General features: G+C 67.2%; 14 protein-coding genes. 11 read left to right on the top strand and 3 right to left on the bottom strand.

From position 1 onward, the window contains the following. Positions 1-67: 67 nt before the first annotated feature. Both fadJ and fadI read right to left on the bottom strand, forming a co-directional pair. The gene (gene fadJ, locus ACLHZ1_RS14665) at positions 68-2,215 is read right to left on the bottom strand and encodes a fatty acid oxidation complex subunit alpha FadJ (protein ID WP_427262702.1); all 2,148 of its coding nucleotides are present in this window, start codon (positions 2,213-2,215) and stop codon (positions 68-70) included. After that, on the bottom strand, positions 2,215-3,525 hold the full coding sequence (gene fadI, locus ACLHZ1_RS14660) for an acetyl-CoA C-acyltransferase FadI (protein ID WP_427262679.1): 1,311 nt from the start codon (positions 3,523-3,525) through the stop codon (positions 2,215-2,217). Before fadI ends, fadJ begins: the two co-directional genes overlap by 1 nt. A 181-nt stretch (positions 3,526-3,706) precedes the next feature. Between fadI and ACLHZ1_RS14655 the strand changes: the two genes are divergently transcribed. The 10 genes from ACLHZ1_RS14655 to ACLHZ1_RS14610 all read left to right on the top strand — a co-directional run bounded on the left by ACLHZ1_RS14655 (position 3,707) and on the right by ACLHZ1_RS14610 (position 14,646). After that, complete coding sequence (locus ACLHZ1_RS14655) at positions 3,707-4,657, top strand: AAA family ATPase (RefSeq protein ID WP_427262678.1); 951 nt, start codon at positions 3,707-3,709, stop codon at positions 4,655-4,657. Continuing rightward, positions 4,648-5,562: a DUF58 domain-containing protein gene (locus ACLHZ1_RS14650; protein ID WP_427262677.1), complete on the top strand. Its 915-nt coding sequence runs from the start codon at positions 4,648-4,650 to the stop codon at positions 5,560-5,562. The genes ACLHZ1_RS14655 and ACLHZ1_RS14650 overlap by 10 nt, the downstream gene beginning before the upstream one ends. Then, positions 5,559-6,041 (top strand): DUF4381 family protein, encoded by a 483-nt coding sequence (locus ACLHZ1_RS14645; RefSeq protein WP_427262676.1) that lies wholly within the window; start codon positions 5,559-5,561, stop codon positions 6,039-6,041. Before ACLHZ1_RS14650 ends, ACLHZ1_RS14645 begins: the two co-directional genes overlap by 4 nt. Next, positions 6,038-6,979 carry a VWA domain-containing protein gene (locus ACLHZ1_RS14640; protein ID WP_427262675.1) on the top strand — a complete coding sequence of 314 codons (942 nt, stop codon included), beginning with the start codon at positions 6,038-6,040 and terminating at the stop codon, positions 6,977-6,979. The genes ACLHZ1_RS14645 and ACLHZ1_RS14640 overlap by 4 nt, the downstream gene beginning before the upstream one ends. After that, positions 6,979-8,400, top strand: coding sequence for a VWA domain-containing protein (locus ACLHZ1_RS14635; protein ID WP_427262701.1), 1,422 nt, complete (start codon positions 6,979-6,981; stop codon positions 8,398-8,400). The genes ACLHZ1_RS14640 and ACLHZ1_RS14635 overlap by 1 nt, the downstream gene beginning before the upstream one ends. Beyond that, positions 8,397-10,007 carry a hypothetical protein gene (locus ACLHZ1_RS14630; RefSeq protein WP_427262674.1) on the top strand — a complete coding sequence of 537 codons (1,611 nt, stop codon included), beginning with the start codon at positions 8,397-8,399 and terminating at the stop codon, positions 10,005-10,007. Before ACLHZ1_RS14635 ends, ACLHZ1_RS14630 begins: the two co-directional genes overlap by 4 nt. Next, the gene (locus ACLHZ1_RS14625) at positions 10,007-10,588 is read left to right on the top strand and encodes a sigma-70 family RNA polymerase sigma factor (protein WP_427262700.1); all 582 of its coding nucleotides are present in this window, start codon (positions 10,007-10,009) and stop codon (positions 10,586-10,588) included. The genes ACLHZ1_RS14630 and ACLHZ1_RS14625 overlap by 1 nt, the downstream gene beginning before the upstream one ends. Then, positions 10,581-11,324, top strand: a complete 744-nt coding sequence (locus tag ACLHZ1_RS14620; protein ID WP_427262673.1) for a DUF3379 domain-containing protein — start codon at positions 10,581-10,583, stop codon at positions 11,322-11,324. Before ACLHZ1_RS14625 ends, ACLHZ1_RS14620 begins: the two co-directional genes overlap by 8 nt. Before the next feature lie 390 nt (positions 11,325-11,714). Then, the gene (locus ACLHZ1_RS14615) at positions 11,715-13,001 is read left to right on the top strand and encodes an outer membrane protein transport protein (protein ID WP_427262672.1); all 1,287 of its coding nucleotides are present in this window, start codon (positions 11,715-11,717) and stop codon (positions 12,999-13,001) included. A gap of 424 nt (positions 13,002-13,425) precedes the next feature. Next, positions 13,426-14,646 (top strand): EAL and HDOD domain-containing protein, encoded by a 1,221-nt coding sequence (locus ACLHZ1_RS14610; protein WP_427262671.1) that lies wholly within the window; start codon positions 13,426-13,428, stop codon positions 14,644-14,646. Here ACLHZ1_RS14610 and ACLHZ1_RS14605 read toward each other — a convergent pair. Further along, positions 14,643-15,806 carry a thiolase family protein gene (locus ACLHZ1_RS14605; RefSeq protein ID WP_427262670.1) on the bottom strand — a complete coding sequence of 388 codons (1,164 nt, stop codon included), beginning with the start codon at positions 15,804-15,806 and terminating at the stop codon, positions 14,643-14,645. The two genes, ACLHZ1_RS14610 and ACLHZ1_RS14605, sit on opposite strands and share 4 nt — an antisense overlap. 125 nt (positions 15,807-15,931) lie before the next feature. On the opposite strand from ACLHZ1_RS14605, the gene ACLHZ1_RS14600 reads away from it, so the two are divergent. Next, on the top strand, positions 15,932-16,348 hold the full coding sequence (locus tag ACLHZ1_RS14600) for a MerR family transcriptional regulator (protein WP_427262669.1): 417 nt from the start codon (positions 15,932-15,934) through the stop codon (positions 16,346-16,348). Positions 16,349-16,408 lie beyond the last annotated feature (60 nt).

Here is a 16,408-nt window from a genome sequence, read left to right as displayed (position 1 = left end):
CCCCTGCCCACCAACGACAGAGGCGACCCAGGGTCGCCTCTGCAGATCATCATGACATGGCGCCGGCTCAGTAGAAGCTCAGCCCCTCTGCCGCCATGGCCTTGAGCCTGGCACAGGGGGCGTAGCGCTCACCCAGGCGCTGCTGGTAGTGCTCGAGACGCGCCACCAGTTCGCCAATGCCCAAGGTGTCCATGTAACGGAACGGGCCGCCGAGGAAGGGGGGGAAGCCGATGCCGAAGATGGCACCGATATCGCCGTCACGGGGTGAGGCCACCACGCCACTGTCGAGTGCCATGGCCGCCTCGTTGAGCATCAGCAGCACGCAGCGCTCCACCAGCTCCCGCTTGGCGAGTCTGGCCTGGGGCTTGACCCCGAGCAGGGCATAGACGCTCTCGTCCACCGTCTTCCTGCCCTCCTTGCCGGTGAGGCGGTTGCGGGGCGCCGCCTTGCCGTAGAGGTAGAAGCCCTTGCCGTTCTTGCGCCCCTTGCGATCGTCTTGCAGCAGCTTGTCAAACGCCTTGGGCGCCTGGAACTGCTCGCCGCCGAGCTCCTGCTCGAGGATGGGGGAGATCTTGGCCCCCACGTCGATCCCCACCTCGTCGAGCAAGGTGATGGGGCCGACCGGGAAGCCGAAGTCCTGCAAGGCGCCATCGAGCACCTCCACCGGCTCCCCTTCCAGCACCAGGCGCGCCGCCTCGTTCATGTAGGGAGCCAGGATGCGGTTCACATAGAAACCGGCCTCGTCCTTGACCACGATCGGGGTCTTGCCCTGGGCCCGGGCGAAGGCCAGGGTGGTGGCCACCGTCTCGGCGCTGGTGCCGGCATGGGGAATGATCTCAGCCAGCGGCATCTTGTCCACCGGGCTGAAGTAGTGCAGACCCACTATCTTGTCCGGGCGGGCGGCCCCTTGCGCAATCCGGTGAATGGGCAGGGAGGAGGTGTTGGAGGCAAACACCGTGTGCTCGCCGCACTCGCGCTCCACGTCTGCCACCATCTGGTGCTTGAGATTGATATTCTCGAACACCGCCTCCACCACCAGATCCACCCGGTGAAAGCCGGAGTAGTCCAGGGTGCCGGTCAGCCGGCTCATCTGCTTTTCCAGCTCGCTGCGCAGGATCTGGCGGCGCTTGAGCTTCTTGGCCAGCAAATCATGGCTGTAGCGCATGGCGTTGCCGATCCCGGCGCTCCCTACGTCCTTGATCCGCACCGGCACCCCCGCCTTGGTGGCGGTGACATAGGCGATGCCGCCCCCCATCAGGCCGCCCCCCAGCACGGCGGCATGGCTCACCTTGCGCGGCTCGGCGCCCTGATAGTTCACCTCCTTCTTCATCTGGGTGGTGGCGAAGAAGAGGGAGCGCAGGGCGGCGGATTCCGCCGTCATCACCAGCTCGCCAAAGTGGCGGGATTCGGCGGCAAGGCCGGCCTGGATCCCCTCCTCCATGCCGATGCGCACCACGTCCAGGATCCGCTCCGGCGCCGGATAGTTGCCACGGGTCTTGGCCATGACCCCCTTGCGGGCCTGATCGAACAGCACCTTGCGCCCCACCCCGCTGGTCTCCAGCAGCTTGCCCTGCAGATCCCGCTTCAGGGTGTGACGGGGCTTGCCCTTGTGGGCCAGCTTGATGGCGGCCTCGAGCAGGATGGATGGGGGCACCACCTCGTCCACCAGCCCCAGTTTGCCCGCCTGCCTGGGCCGCACCTGCTTGCCGGTCAGCATCAGATCCAGCGCCTTGGCCACCCCGATGAGGCGCGGCAGACGCTGGGTGCCGCCGGATCCCGGCAACAGGCCGAGCTGCACCTCGGGCACCCCCAGCACCGTCTTGCCATGGTCACTCGCGACCCGGCCATGACAGGCGAGTGCCAGCTCCAGCCCCCCGCCGAGGCAGGGGCCGTGGATGGCGGCGATCACGGGAATGCTGAGCTGCTCGATCTCGGCGAACACCTCCTGTCCTTCCCGGGACAGAGTCTGGGCATCCTGGGCGCTGGTGCAGGCATCCAGCATGCTGATGTCGGCCCCGGCGATGAAGGAGTCCTGCTTGCCGGAGACGATCACCAGACCGATCAGATCCTTGTTGGCCCGCACCTGGGCCAGCACGGTGCGGATCTCGTCGGCGAAGGCCGCCTTGAGGGTGTTCATGCTCTCACCGGGCACATCCATGGTGAGGATGCCGATGCCGTCTTTGCGAATATCCAGAGAAAAAGTGTGCGCGTTCATCATTCCACCTCCAACACCATGGCCACACCCAGTCCACCCGCCGCGCAGGCGGTGTTGAGTCCCAATCCGCCACCCCGGCGGCGCAGCTCATGGAGCGTCTGGGTGATCATGCGCGCGCCGGTCGCGGCGAAGGGGTGTCCGTAGGCCAATGAGCCCCCCAGCACGTTGAACTTGTCCATATCGATCTCGCCGATGGCGCCGTCACGACCCAGCTTGTCCCGGGCAAATTCCGGGCTGGCAAACATCTTGATGTTGGCCAGGGTCTGGGCGGCGAAGGCCTCGTGCATGTCGATGAGGGTCAGATCGGCCAGGGTGATCCCGGCCCGATCCAGGGCGATGGGGGTCGCGTAGGAGGGCCCCATCAGCATGTCCTGCCACACGTCGATGGCGGAGAAGGCGAAGCTGCGAATATAGCCGAGCGGCTCCAGCCCCAGCTCTTTTGCTCGCCCTTCCCGCATCAGCAGCACGGCGGCGGCGCCGTCGGTGAGCGGGGTGGCGTTGGCGGCGGTGACCGAACCATGGACCCGGTCAAACACCGGTTTGAGCTTGGCGTAGCTCGCCAGATCCGAGCCCTCGCGGATGTTGTTGTCCCGCTCGAGCGGCGACTTGTAGGGGGGCACATGGGCGGTGAACACCTCGCCGCTGAGCTTGCCCTGCGCCCAGGCTTCTGCCGCCAGGGTGTGGGAGCGGTGGGCCAGGGCATCTTGCGCCTCGCGGCTGATCTGGTGGCTCTTGGCCATCTGCTCGGCGGTCTGGCCCATGGAGAGGCCGGTGGAGTACTCGGCCACCGCCGGCGGCACCGGCAGCAGATCCCGGGCGCCGAGTCGGCGCAAGATGGCAAATTTTTGCGCAAAGGTGCGCGCCTTGTTGAGATCCACCAGGGCGCGGGCCAGTTTCTTGCTCACCCCGATGGGCAGCACGGAGGAGGAGTCGGCCCCGCCGGCGATGGCGATGTCCACCGTGCCGGCCATGATGGATTCGGTGACATTGGCCACCGCCTGGAAACTGGTGGCACAGGCGCGTGACACGCTGTAGGCGTCGGTGTGAACGCTCATGCCGGTGCCGAGCACTATCTCGCGGGCGATGTTTGGTGCTTCCGGCATCTGCACCACCTGGCCGAACACCAGCTGATCGATGAAGGTGGGATCGAGATCCGTGCGGGCGAGCATCTCGCTCACCACCAGCTTGCCGAGATCCACCGCGGGCACGCCGTGAAAGGCGGTGGCCTGCTTGGCAAAGGGGGTTCGCAGCCCCGCCACGACGGCAATCCGTTCGCCCTGGCGAGTCGTCAGTTGTAAAGGCTGTTTCATCCTGGCTCCTTGGGTCAATGGGAAGAGGTCAGACCTCATCGCGCCACATCTTAACAATCCACTCACAAGTTTCATACAGCTGATTGAAACTAAATCCGCGGCGGACAGACTCGGTTCTCGCACCTGGCGGTCATCTGGAGTATAAAAAGATCAACTTCTATTAAAACAATAGGTTTATCCCATGGCCTTGGCCGAATTTCGACAAGTACGCGACCACATTGCCAGCCAGATCCTGGGGCAGGGCGAACTCATCGACGGCCTGCTCATCGCCCTGTTATGTGAAGGCCATGTGTTGATCGAGGGCGCCCCCGGCCTCGCCAAGACCCGGGCGGTCAAGGTGCTGGCCAGTGCCATCGAGGGGCGTTTCGCCCGCATCCAGTTCACCCCGGATCTGCTGCCCGCCGATCTCACCGGCAGCGAGGTGTTCCACCCCCAGGATGCCAGCTTTCAGTTCCAGCCGGGCCCGCTTTTCAACCACCTGGTGCTGGCAGACGAGATCAACCGCGCACCGGCCAAGGTGCAATCCGCCCTGCTCGAGGCCATGGCCGAGCGCCAGATCACCGTGGGCAAGAAGAGCTGGCGCCTGCCGGGCCTCTTTATGGTGGCGGCCACGCAAAACCCGATAGAGCAGGAAGGGACCTACCCCCTGCCCGAGGCCCAGCTCGATCGCTTCCTGTTCAAGCTGGAGGTCGGCTACCCGGGCCCGGCCCTGGAACTCGCCATCCTGCAGCTGGGGGAGCAGGGAGAGACCATCCCCCCCTGCCCCTGCCTCATCGATCCCCAGACCCTGCAAGGAGCCCGCGATGCCGTACTGAAGGTGATGATGCAGCCCAGATTGGCCCACTACCTGGTGCAGCTTACCTGCGCCACCCGCCCCGGCAGCGGCATCGCCCCCGAGCTCGCCCCCCTGATAGCCTTTGGCGCCAGCCCCAGGGCCACCCTGGGACTGGCCCGCGCCGCCCGCGCCCGCGCCTGGCTGGCCGGACGGGACTATGTGCTGCCCGACGACATCCAGCTGCTGGCCCCGGCTGTGCTGCGTCATCGCCTGTTGCCAAGCTACCAGGCCAAGGCCGAGGGGATCGGCACGGACGCCATCATCCAGCGCCTGCTGGAGTGGGTGCCATGCCCCTGAGTGGCATCAGGCCCGGGAGCGAGGCCACAGGGGAGCCGGCCAGCCCCTGGCCCCCCGAGCTGCAACTGCCCCTCGCCGATCTCATCGCCACCCGGCTGCTGGCCCCCCTGCCGCGGCCACGCCGCCATGGCCCCGCCCAGGGCGGTATCCGTCGCCGCCAGCCGGGTCTCGACTTTCGCGAGCTGCGCCCCTATCAGGCTGGCGACGAGGTGCGCCACATCGACTGGCGGGTGACGGCCCGGCTCGGCCGCCCCGTCACCCGCCTCTATGAAGAGGAGCAGGAGCAGCACCACTGGCTGCTGCTCGATCTCTCCCCGGCCCTCTATTTCGGCTCGGGCGACAGGCTCAAGGCCAGGCTCGCCTGCGAGCTGGCCGCCGCCCTGCTCTGGCAGGGGGCGCGCCACCCCCAGACCCTGCAGATCCATGGTCTCACGCCGCAGATCCTGCGCCACAAGGGCCCCCCCTTGTCCCTGCTGCACCAGATCTGCCGGCACTACCACGCCGGGCTGGCCCGTGCCCCCCTGCCCACGACCCTGGCCGAGGCCGTGACCCTGTTGCGGGCCCGCCTCCCCGCCGGCGCCCGGCTCACCCTGATTGGTGATCATCAACCCCCCTCGGATCCCCTCTGCCAGGGCCTCACCGCCCTCGCCAGGGCCCACCCCATCGACTACTGGCAGATCCGCGATCCCCTGGAGGCCGGGATCTGGGGCCAGGAGCGGCTGCCGGTGACGAGCCGGCAAGGCCCCGGTTGGCTCGATGCCATGAGCCCCTCTTTTGGCCGTCGCTACCGGGAGGCGGCCGCCCGGCAGCACGCCCTCTGCCAGGCCCGGTTGCTGCCCCTGGTGCGGCGCCTGACCCTGCTCGATGGCAGCCAGTCCCTGCAGGCCCAGTGGGAGGCGCCATGAGTCAGACCGCCACCCTGGCCCGCCAGATCCGCGACATCCACCCCGGCCCCCCGCTGCTGGAGGAGTGGCTGGATCCCCGCCTCCACGCCCTGCTGCTCTTGGCCCTGACCCTGGCGGCCATCATCCTCGTCGCCTGGCTGGGGCGGCGGCTGTGGCGCTACCGGGGATGGTGCCGGGCCCTGAGCCCGCCGGATGAAGGGGATCCGGCCCTCTGGCTGGATCGGCTGCACGATCGGCTGCGCCAGGAGAGCCTGGCCCGCTGGCCCCATTGCCGATCCCTGCGAGGAGAACCCTGGCTCGGCTGGCTCGACCAGCAGGGCCAGACCGATTTTCGCCGCTGGCATCCCCTGTGGGATGACTGGCTCTATGGCGGCCAGCCACCGAGCCTGGTCCAGCGCCGCGCCCTCTATGACGATTACCTGCGCCTGGGGCGCCGCCTGCTGCTAGGGCGCCTGCTGGCGGGAAGGGCGGCCCCATGAGCCTGGCCTGGCCCTGGTTCGCCCTCGCCCTGGTGCTGCCGCTGCTGGTGCGCTCCCTGCCGTCCCTGCGCCGGCACCGCCTGCACCACGACGGCTTCCCCCTGCTGGGGCCCCAGGGGGGCCTGCCCCTCTGGTACGGGATCCTGCTGTGGTGCGCCCTGATCCTGGCCCTGTGTCGTCCCCAACTGGTGGGCGAGCCCATCATCCAATACCAGGGCAGCCGGGACCTGCTGCTGGCGGTGGATCTCTCCGACAGCATGCGCACCCCGGACATGTTCGATGGCAGCCAGCAGCAAGACCGGCTGACGGCGGTGCGCCAGCAGGTGAAGGCGCTGATCCTGGCGCGTCGGGGGGACAGAATTGGCCTCATCGTCTTCGCCGATCACGCCTACCTGCTCGCCCCCTTGAGCGAAGAGACCCAGGCGCTGCTGACCCTGAGTGACGATCTGGATTTCGACCTGGTCGGCCGCACCACGGCGCTCGGCGAGGCCATCGCCCTGGCCCGCCGCCACCGGGATCCGGCCCGGGAGACGGCCCTGCTGCTCGTCACGGATGGCCGCAACACCGCCGGCAGCGCCGATCCCCTCGCCCAGGCCAGGGCCGCCCGGGCCGAAGGCATCACCCTCTTCACCCTGGGGGTCGGCGCCGATCCCGGCAGCCAGGTGCTGACCCCGGCCCAGCCCGACCCCAGCGCCGAGCTCGACGAACCCCTGCTCACCCAGCTGGCGGCCATCGGCCAGGGCCGCTATTTTCGCGCCCGCACCCAGGGCGACCTCGTCGCCATGAACCGGGCCCTCGATACCCTGGCGCCCGGAGCCAGGCCGCTGCACAGCTACCGGCCCGTGACCGAACTCTACCCCTGGCCCCTGGCCCTCTCGCTCCTGCTGCTCATGCTACCTGGGCTGATGGCGGCGGCCAGCCCATGGCGGCGACCCTGATGGAGCTCATGCTGCTGCGCCCCTGGTGGCTGCTCGCCCTGCTGCCCTGGCTTTGGCTCGGCTGGCGACAGCGCCGGCAAGCCCCCCTGCTCAGCCCCCTGATGCGCCGCTATCTGTTGCCGCGGGGACGCGCCGCCGTGCCCTGGCGCTGGTGGGCGGCCCTGCCCGCCATCCTGGCCCTCTGCGGCCCCGTGCTGGAGCAGGGACAAGGGAGCCGGGTCGCCCCGCCCCTGGATATCTGGCTGCTGGATCTCTCCCGCTCCATGGCGGCGCCGGATCTGGCGCCGGATCGCGCCACCCGGGCGCGCCTGCTGCTCCAGGATCTGCTGGCCCAGAGCCAGGGGCGGCGCATCGCCCTCATCCTGTTTGCCGCGGATGCCTATCTCGCCATGCCCGCCACCCGCGATCGGGAGGCGATCGCCCGCCTGCTGCCGGACGTGCGCCCCGACATCATGCCGCTGCAAGGCTCCAACCCAGGTCGCGCCCTGGCCCTGGGGCTGGCCCAGATCCCGCCGGGCCAGCGGGCGCGTCTGCTGCTGGTAAGCGACGGCCTGACGGCGCGCCAGGCCGAGGAGATAGCCTCGCTCTGGCCCTGTCAGGGGCGCTGGCAATGCCTGCGCCAACCCGGGGCCCCCCGCCTCGATATCCTGCTCGCGGCGACCCAGGCCCAGGTTCCCCTCGGCGGCGAGCTGGCGCTGGCTCTGGGGCGGGCCAGCCTGCCGCCGCCGGATCTTGCCCTGATGACCGGGCTCGCCCGCCGCCTCGGTGGCCAGTTGCACCTCCTGGGCGAGGGCCTGCCCACCTTTGCCCCCCTGCCGACGGATCTGGCGCCGGATCCCGCCGGGCGCCGGGAGCTCGGCCCCTGGCTGCTGCTGCCCCTGCTGCTGCTCTGCCTGCTGGCCCGGCGCGGCGCCCTCTGGCTGGCGTTGCTGCTCTGCCTGCCGCCCCAGGCGCCGCTCCAGGCCGCCCAATACGACCCGGCCCCGGCGCTGCAGGCCTATGGCGACGGCGACTACCTCAGGGCGGCGCGGCTGTTTCAAGACCCGATCTGGCGCGGCAATGCCTGGTACCGAGCCGGCGACTTCGAGCGGGCCCTGGCCGCCTATGGGGAGCAGTCAGGCCCCACCGCCCACTACAATCGCGGCAATGCCCTGGTGCAGCTGGGGCGCCTCGAGGAGGCCAGGCTCGCCTACCTCGCCTGCCTGGCCCAGGAGCCGGCCCATCAGGACGCCCGCTACAACCTGGCCCTGCTCGAACGCAGCACCCCGCCCCCCATGGGCGGGGCCCCCTCCCCGGGCGAGACCAAGGCCAGCCCCCAGGGGGCGGCGGATCCGGCGCCCCCCGTCATCCTGCTCAAGGAGCGGCTGCGCAAAGAGGCGCTGCGCCGGGGTCTGCTGGCCCGCCCGGAGGACTCGGGATGAGCCGGGCCCATCGTCACCTTAGCCGCCCCTGGCTGGCGTGGATGCTGGTGGCGCTGGCGGCAGCCAGTCCCGCCCTGGGGAACGATCTGCGGGATCAGGCCTCCCTCCCGGGGCAGAGCGGGCGCCAGGGCGACGGGGTCATGGCGCCCTCGCACCAGGCATCCCAGCCCCCCAGGGCCGAGATCCTGGCCACGGAGCGGCCCGATGAGTGGCGGCTGATCATAGAGGCGCCGGGACGCTGGCCCGCCGGGGCCCTGGTCATCACCCCCCTGCTGCGCCAGTTCGCGGTGGGGCGGGTCTCCCTGCAACAGGGCATGGGCGAGGATGGCCCCTCGACCCGCTGGCTGATCCCGCTCCACGGCCAGCCCGCGCCCCTGCCCCCCCTGCGCCTCGCCAGCTGGTCCATCCCCCTGCCCCCCTTCCCCGCAAGAGAGGCGGACACGGCGCCGCCTCCCCCCAGGGTGATCCAGCGGGCCAGCCTCAGCCATGAGGGGCCCCTCTACCCGGGCCAGCCCTTCGTCTATGCCCTGCACATCACACTGCCCGATCAGATCCGCCAGCCTGGGCTGGAGGAGCTCGCGCACCCGGACTTCACCATACGCCGCCTCGGGGAGGATGAGTGGCGCCCCGGTGCCCGCGCCGGCGAGCCCGGGGAGCTGATCCGCCGCTGGCTGCTCCAGGCCAGGAGGGCCGGGGATGTCACCCTGACCGCCCCCAGGTTGCAGGCCAGCTATCTGCTGGGAAACCAGTCCCAGACCCTGACCGGGCGGGCCGCCCCCCTCTCCCTGCATGTGGATGAGGCCCCCCTACCCCTGGTGGCGCGCCGCCTCACCCTCAACCAGCAGTTCACCCGCCGCCAGGCCACCCTGGGCGAGCCCATCATCCGGACCCTTCGCCTGCGCCTGGAGGACGGGGATGGCAGCCAGGTGAGCCTGCCCGAGGTGCACGTGGCCGGGCTCAGGGTGCAGGCAGACGGCAGCCAGCGCCGCGAACGCTTCCTCGCCAATGGCCGGCTGCTGTACGAGCGGGAGTGGCGCCAGGCCCTGCGCGCCACCCAGCCCGGCGACTATCTGCTGCCCGAGATCCGCCTGCCCTGGCTCAACACCCAAAATGGGCGCATCGAGCAGCTGATCCTGCCCGGCCAGCGGCTGAGCTTCGCCCCCGCTCCCGCAAGCCCAGAGGCCTCGCCATCCTCCTCCGTCACCCGCATCCCTCTGCTCATCTGGGCCCTGCTGCCCCTCCTGCTGATTCCCTGCCGCCCTCGCCTGGGTCGCTGGCTCGCCTTCTATCGGCTGCAACAGGCCCTGCGGCGGGGCGATGCCGAGGGCAGTCGCCGGGCCCTGCTGCACTGGCGCCACAGACGCTGGCCCGAGTCCCTGTCCCCTGCCATCCTTTGGCCAGGGGAGATCCCCGTCTCGGCACCGATGGCGGCCGCCCTCGATACCCTGCAGGCGGCCTGCTTTGGTACACTGACTCACTTTGACGGCGCCCCCCTCGCCCTTGGCCTGTGCGCCTATGAGACGAGGGGGATCGCCGGCTTGCTCAGACGAGTCGCTTGGTTGGACGGCACTTATCGCCACAAGGATCACCACAAGGAGACTCAGTGATGGGGTTTTCGCTGTTTCGCAAGAAAACGGGGAAGGAACCGGCGCCATCCCCGGTCAATGAGGGTATGGCAGACAAACAGAAAAAATATGAAGCCCTGGTCCATGCCCTCCATGGGGACATCTATCGCTACGCCTACTGGCTGTGCCGGGATCCCCATGTGGCAGAAGATCTGGTGCAGGAGACCTACCTGCGCGCCTGGCGGGCGATCGATAGCCTGGTCGACGACAAGGCGGCCAAGCCCTGGCTCATCACCATACTGCGGCGGGAAAATGCCCGCCGCTTCGAGCGCAAGCGCTTCGATCTCATCGATCTGGACGAGTTTCCCCAAAGCGATGACGAGGCGCTGCACAGCGAGCAGGAGATGGAGCACGAGTGGCTGCGCCGCCACATTGCCAGATTGCCGCAGGAGTACCAGGAACCCCTGCTGCTGCAAGTCGTCGGCGGCTTTAGCGGCGAAGAGATAGCCCAGCAGCTGGGCCTGAACAAGAACACCGTGATGACCCGGCTGTTTCGGGCACGCAACCAGATCCGAGAGGCCATGGCGTCAACCGCACAACAGAGAGGACAGGGTAATGGATGAGCTGGAGTTTCGCCGCCGGGCTGTCATCGATCCTCATGATACCCAGGACGCCTTCACCGACATGGCCAAGGCGTCCCCCGCCAACCGCAAGTGGCTCGAGGAGATGAAACAGTTCGATCACAGGCTCAGCAAGGGGATGCAGGTGGAAGTCCCCCCCGGGCTCGCCGAGCGGCTGCTGCTCAGGCAGGCCATCGGCACCGAGTCGCCGCCAAGCCGCCCCCCGGCGCCCCGGGCATCGGGCTGGAAGCCCCTGGCCATCGCCGCCTCGGTCGCCTTCCTGATCGGGGTCAGCACCCGCTGGCTGCCCTGGCCGAGCAGCCCGGCAGCGCAGGCCTCTCTGGCCCAGGTGGCGCTGGCTCACGTCTATGGGGAGGAGCCCTTCATCGCAGGGCTCGACGAGCAGGTGTCGCTCCAGACCATCAACGCCAAGATGGAGAAGTACGGCGCCACCCTGATGAACATGCAGGACATGGCCAGGATCACTTATGTCAATCACTGCGCCTTCTATCAGGGACCCGCGCTGCACATGGTGCTGCAGGGCAAGATGGGGCCCGTCACCCTCTTCATGGTGCCCAAGCATGTGCCCCTGCGCCTGGACCCACGATTCGATGATGGCCGGCTCAAGGGGGAGGTGATCCCCCTCAAGGGGGCCAACCTGGTGTTGATCGGCGCGATGGAGGAACCGCTTGATCCCCTCTCCAGGCAGGTCGCGTCCCGCTTGCACTGGTCCATCTAGGCCCCATTTTCCCCCTCCCACCACGCAGAGCTTGCCATACTCTGCGTGGGTTTTGCCCCATTTCCCCGCCCGTTACTCACCCATTCCCGCCTATTTCTCCTCAAGACACGAAAAAACTTCTCCACGTCTTCCGCGCCAATTTGTTGATTAAACGCACAACAAGCCCCGAATGCGCTCAATTTGCCGCCAACCGCAAACAAATAATTAACACAATAGAAACTTTTATGTATTCTGCTCCCACTGGTCTGATTTCTTACCTCCTACCAGATCCATAGAATCACGCCAGAAATGATAGGGAAGATGCAAACATAACAACAGATCTTGTCAGCTTTTGCGGCGATTACGCCGGGATAGCGCGGCAAAAAATCTGCCAAATAAAGAGAGAACACCATGACGACTGCCTTTTTCAAGAAGAGCCTGATTGCCGCTGCCATCACCCTGGTCAGCACCCAAACCTTCGCTGCAGCTTTCCAGCTCAACGAACACTCTGCCTCAGGCCTGGGCCGCGCCTTCGCCGGTGAAGCCGCGATCGCCGACAACGCCGCCGTGCTGGCCCGCAACCCGGCCGCCATGACTCGCTTTGACAAGATGGCGATCTCGGTCGCCGGCAGCTACATCCACCCGGACGTGGACGTGGACGGCAAGATTGCCGGTGCCTATGACTCCAGCGAAGACAACATTGCCCCGGATGCCTTCGTGCCGGCCGCCTACTTCATCCAGCCCATCAATGAGCAGTGGGCCTGGGGCCTGGCCATGTTCTCCAACTACGGCCTCTCCACCGAGTATTCGGACAACTACTCCGGCGGCGCCATCGCGGGCAACACCGAGCTGACGACCATCAACCTCAACCCCAACATCGCCTACCGCGTCGACTCCCAGTGGAGTCTGGGGGCGGGTCTGAACCTGGTCTATGCCAAGGCGGAGCTGAACCGCCGCGCCGGTGTCCTGGCCCCTGCGGTCAGCCAGCAGCTGGGTACCCAGGTCAGCCCGGACGCCAAGCTCGCCCACCTGAAGGGGGATGACTGGGGCTGGGGCTGGAACCTGGGTGCCATGTATGAAGTGAACGAAGATCATCGCTTCGCCCTGACCTATCGCTCCCAGGTCGACATCACCTTCGAGGGGGATTATCAGGGAACCTCGTCGCGCATGCAGAAGGTGGATGGCAAGCTCCCCCTCGACTTGCCGGCCCAGGCCGAGTTTGCCGGTTACCACCGTCTGGATCCGCGCTTTGCGGTGCACTATTCGGTCAACTGGACCGAATGGAGCACCTTCCAGGAGCTCAACGCCACCAGCGACAGCTGCGTCAGCACCGCAGGGGCCGGTGTCTGCCTGCAAAAAGATGAGAAATTCAAGGATGCCTTCCGTTACTCCATCGGCGGCACCTGGTACGTCAACCCGTCCTGGGAAGCCCGCGTCGGATTGGCCTATGACAGGACCCCCATCGAGGCCGAGTACCGCAGCCTGAGCATCCCGGATTCCGACCGGGTCTGGTACAGTGCCGGCGCCACCTACCACATCAATCCGGACATGAGCGTCGATTTCGGCATGACCTATATCGATGGCAAAGAGGTGAAGGTCAACGAGGGCGTGCCCGACCATAACAGCCAACTGCGCTGGCAGGGCACCTCCCACGGTGACGCCTTCCTGGCTGCCGCCCAGTTCAACATGCAGTTCTGACCACCGAGTCAACGAGAGGGCGCCTGCGGGCGCCTTTTTTGTACCGCCCACCCCGCTTGCGGCTGTGGTACACACATCGATGCTTTTCTCAGACGCTGAGCCCGATGTTGGCCCGCCTGCCCTCCCCTCTTTCCGCCCCTCTCCCGTTGGATGGCCGGCAGCCAGTTGGCGATCCGGATGCGCCGGGCAGCTCCCGTGGATCCCCCTCTGCGCGGATGTCAGCCATCGTCGTCACCCCCATCTCCCGATGGCAAACCTGTGCAGGCACGATGCACTCATCCATCGGCCCGGGACGGGATAGTGGCCGAACGCTGACCACCCGGCGACGATCGACAGCGGGTAATTTCCCCCGGCCGCTCCGGTGGGCTGGCACAGTGGCTCCCTTCGCCATACTATCAAGCCAACCTTCATCACGGAGCACGACATGTATTCCTACGTGGCCAGGCAACCCATACTCGACAGCAGCCTGCAAACTCACGCCTATGAGCTGCTGTTTCGCGATAGCCTGGAGAATGTCTTCCCCTCCATCTCTTCCCGGCAGGCCACCTCCCGCCTGGTGGTCGAACAGTTCTTGCAGCAGAACATCGACCAGTTGCTGGGCGGTCGCCCCTGCTTCATCAACTTTCCCCACGATGTGCTGCTGGAGGGGCTGGCGGAGTGCCTGCCTCCCAGACAGGTGGTGATCGAGATCCTCGAGGATGCCCTCCCGGACGATGCCCTGCTGGCCAAGGTCCAGGAGCTGCACCAGCTCGGCTATCGCCTGGCCCTTGACGATTTCACCATGTCCTCGGCCTGGGAGCGGTTCCTGCCCTGGATCCACATCATCAAGTTCGACCTGCGCCTGAGCCCCCTGCCCAAGATAGCCTCCTTCATCCAGCGCCATCGCCACTTGCGCCTCACCTACCTGGCCGAGAAGGTGGAGAGCAAGCAGGAGTTCGAGCAGACCCAGGCCCTGGGCATCAGCCTGTTTCAGGGCTTCTTCTTCAGTCGCCCCGAGATGGTCAAGCGGGCCACCATGCAGCCGGCCCAGATGGTGGTGATCCAGCTGCTCAACGAGGTGAACCAGTCCGATCCCAACCTGGTGCGCATCGAGCAGCTGCTCGGCCAGGATGTCTCCCTCTCCCTCAAGCTGCTGCGCTATGTCAACAACCTCAAGGGGCGCAGCAAGCCCATCTCCTCCTTTCGCCAGGCGGCGATCTACCTGGGCCACACCCAGCTCAGGCGCTTCGTCACCCTGGTCGCCACCAGCGGCGCCGGCCAGGGCAAGAGCGCCGAGCTCTACCAGATGTCCCTGATCCGGGCCCGCTTCTGCGAACTGCTGACTCTGGCCCATGCCTCCACCGCCCAGAGCCAGCAGGCCTTCATCGTCGGCCTCTTCTCCCTGCTCGATGTCTTGATGGAGCAGCCCATGGCGACCCTGCTCGGCAGCGTGCCCATCACGGACGAGATCCGCCGGGCCCTGCTGGCAAGAGAGGGCAAGCTCGGCTTCTATCTGACGTTTTGCGAGGATTACGAGGCGGCGAACTGGCCCAGGGTGGCGATGCACACCGCCCGCCTGGGCCTGAATGAAGAGAAGGTCAGTCAGCTCTATCTGAGCGCCACCGCCTGGGTCAACGAGCAGATCAACGCCATGGATCAGGCCTAGATCAGCTCCAGCGCCAGGGCCGTGGCCTCGCCGCCCCCGATGCACAGAGCCGCCACCCCCCGCTTCAGGCCATGGGCCCGCAAGGCATGGACCAGGGTCACCAGGATCCGGGCCCCGCTCGCCCCGAGGGGATGCCCCAGGGCGCAGGCACCGCCATGGACGTTGAGCCGCTCCGCCGGGATGGCGCACCCCGCCATCGCCAGCATGCTCACCATGGCGAAGGCCTCGTTCACCTCATAGAGATCCACCTGGCCGCTGCGCCAGCCCAGGCTCGCCAGCAGGCGGTTGATAGCGGCCACCGGGGCCGAGACAAACTCGGCGGGCACGCCGGCGTGGCTCACATAGCCCCGGATCCGGGCCAGCGGCACCAGACCTTCGGCCCGGGCCGTCTCTTCACGCATCAGCAGCAGGGCCGCCGCGCCGTCCGAGATGGAGCTGCTGTTGGCCGCCGTGATGGTGCCATCGGGGCGAAAGGCGGGCCTGAGGGTGGGGATCTTCTCCATGCGGGCCTTGCCGGGTTGCTCATCCTCGGCCAGCAGCACCCTGTCTCCCTGGCGCACCTCGGTCAGCTCGGCGGCGAAACGCCCTTCTCGCTGCGCCCGCAATGCCCGCGCCAGCGACTCCATGGCGAAGGCATCCATCCCGGCCCGGCTGATCTGGGCCCTGTCGGCACTCGCCTGGGCATGGACCCCCATCAGCTGGCCATCGTAGGCATCTTGCAGACCATCGAGAAAGAGGCTGTCCTGGATCTGCTGGTGTCCCATGCGATAGCCGCCCCGCGCCTTGTCCAGCAGGTAGGGGGCCCGGCTCATGCTCTCCATGCCCCCCGCCAGCATCATCTCCCCCTGCCCCAGGCGCAGGCTGTCGGCGGCCAGCATCACCGCCTTCATGCCCGAGCCACACACCTTGTTGACCGTGGTGCAAGGCACGCTCACCGGCAAGCCGGCCCCCAGCGCCGCCTGGCGCGCCGGCGCCTGCCCCATGCCCGCCGCCAGCACGTTGCCCATCAGCACCTCCTGGATCCTGCTCGGGCTGACCCCGACCTCATCCAGGGTGGCGGCCAGGGCACGTGCCCCCAGCTCGGCGGCGCTCAAGGTGGCGAGGGCCCCCTGAAAGGCCCCCATGGGGGTGCGTTTGGCCGCGACTATGACGATATCCATCTCTTTGCCTCTCCTGGTTACATATCGGTAACATAAGGCGCCAAGCCTTGAAGGACAAGCACTTGCGAGCAGACGGCGCTTTGGGTAAGGTGCCAGCCAGGATTGACAGCCAAGATGATACCCAGATGCCCTCCCAGGACGACACCCGCAGCTACAGCATCAGTGAGCTCGCCAAAGAGTTTGACGTGACCACCCGCAGCATCCGTTTCTATGAAGATCAGGGGTTGCTCACCCCCACCCGCCAGGGGCAGACCCGCATCTACAGTCGCCAGGACAGGGTGCGCCTCAAGCTGACCCTGCGCGGCAAGCGGCTGGGATTCAGCCTGGCGGATATTCGCGAGCTATTTGACCTCTATGACGCCGACAAGAGCAGCCGCACCCAGTTGAGCAGCATGCTCTCCCTCATCGAGGAGAAGCGCGAGACACTGCACCAGCAGCTCGAGGACATAGAGATGGTGCTGCTGGAGCTGGATGCCGCCAAGCAGCGCTGCCAGCAGGCGCTGCACCAGCTGGCGGACGGTCGCACTACCCGGGAAGCGTAATGCCCCCGGAAAAAGCCATATATAAAAAGAGGGGCCATATCGGCCCCTCTTGCTTGGCTG

It is taken from the genome of Aeromonas sobria, from assembly GCF_050266975.1.
In the GTDB taxonomy this organism is placed as follows: Bacteria; Pseudomonadota; Gammaproteobacteria; order Enterobacterales; family Aeromonadaceae; genus Aeromonas; species Aeromonas sobria_B.
Note: the sequence above shows the minus strand (reverse complement) of the source record. Positions and strands in the feature narration are given on the sequence as shown.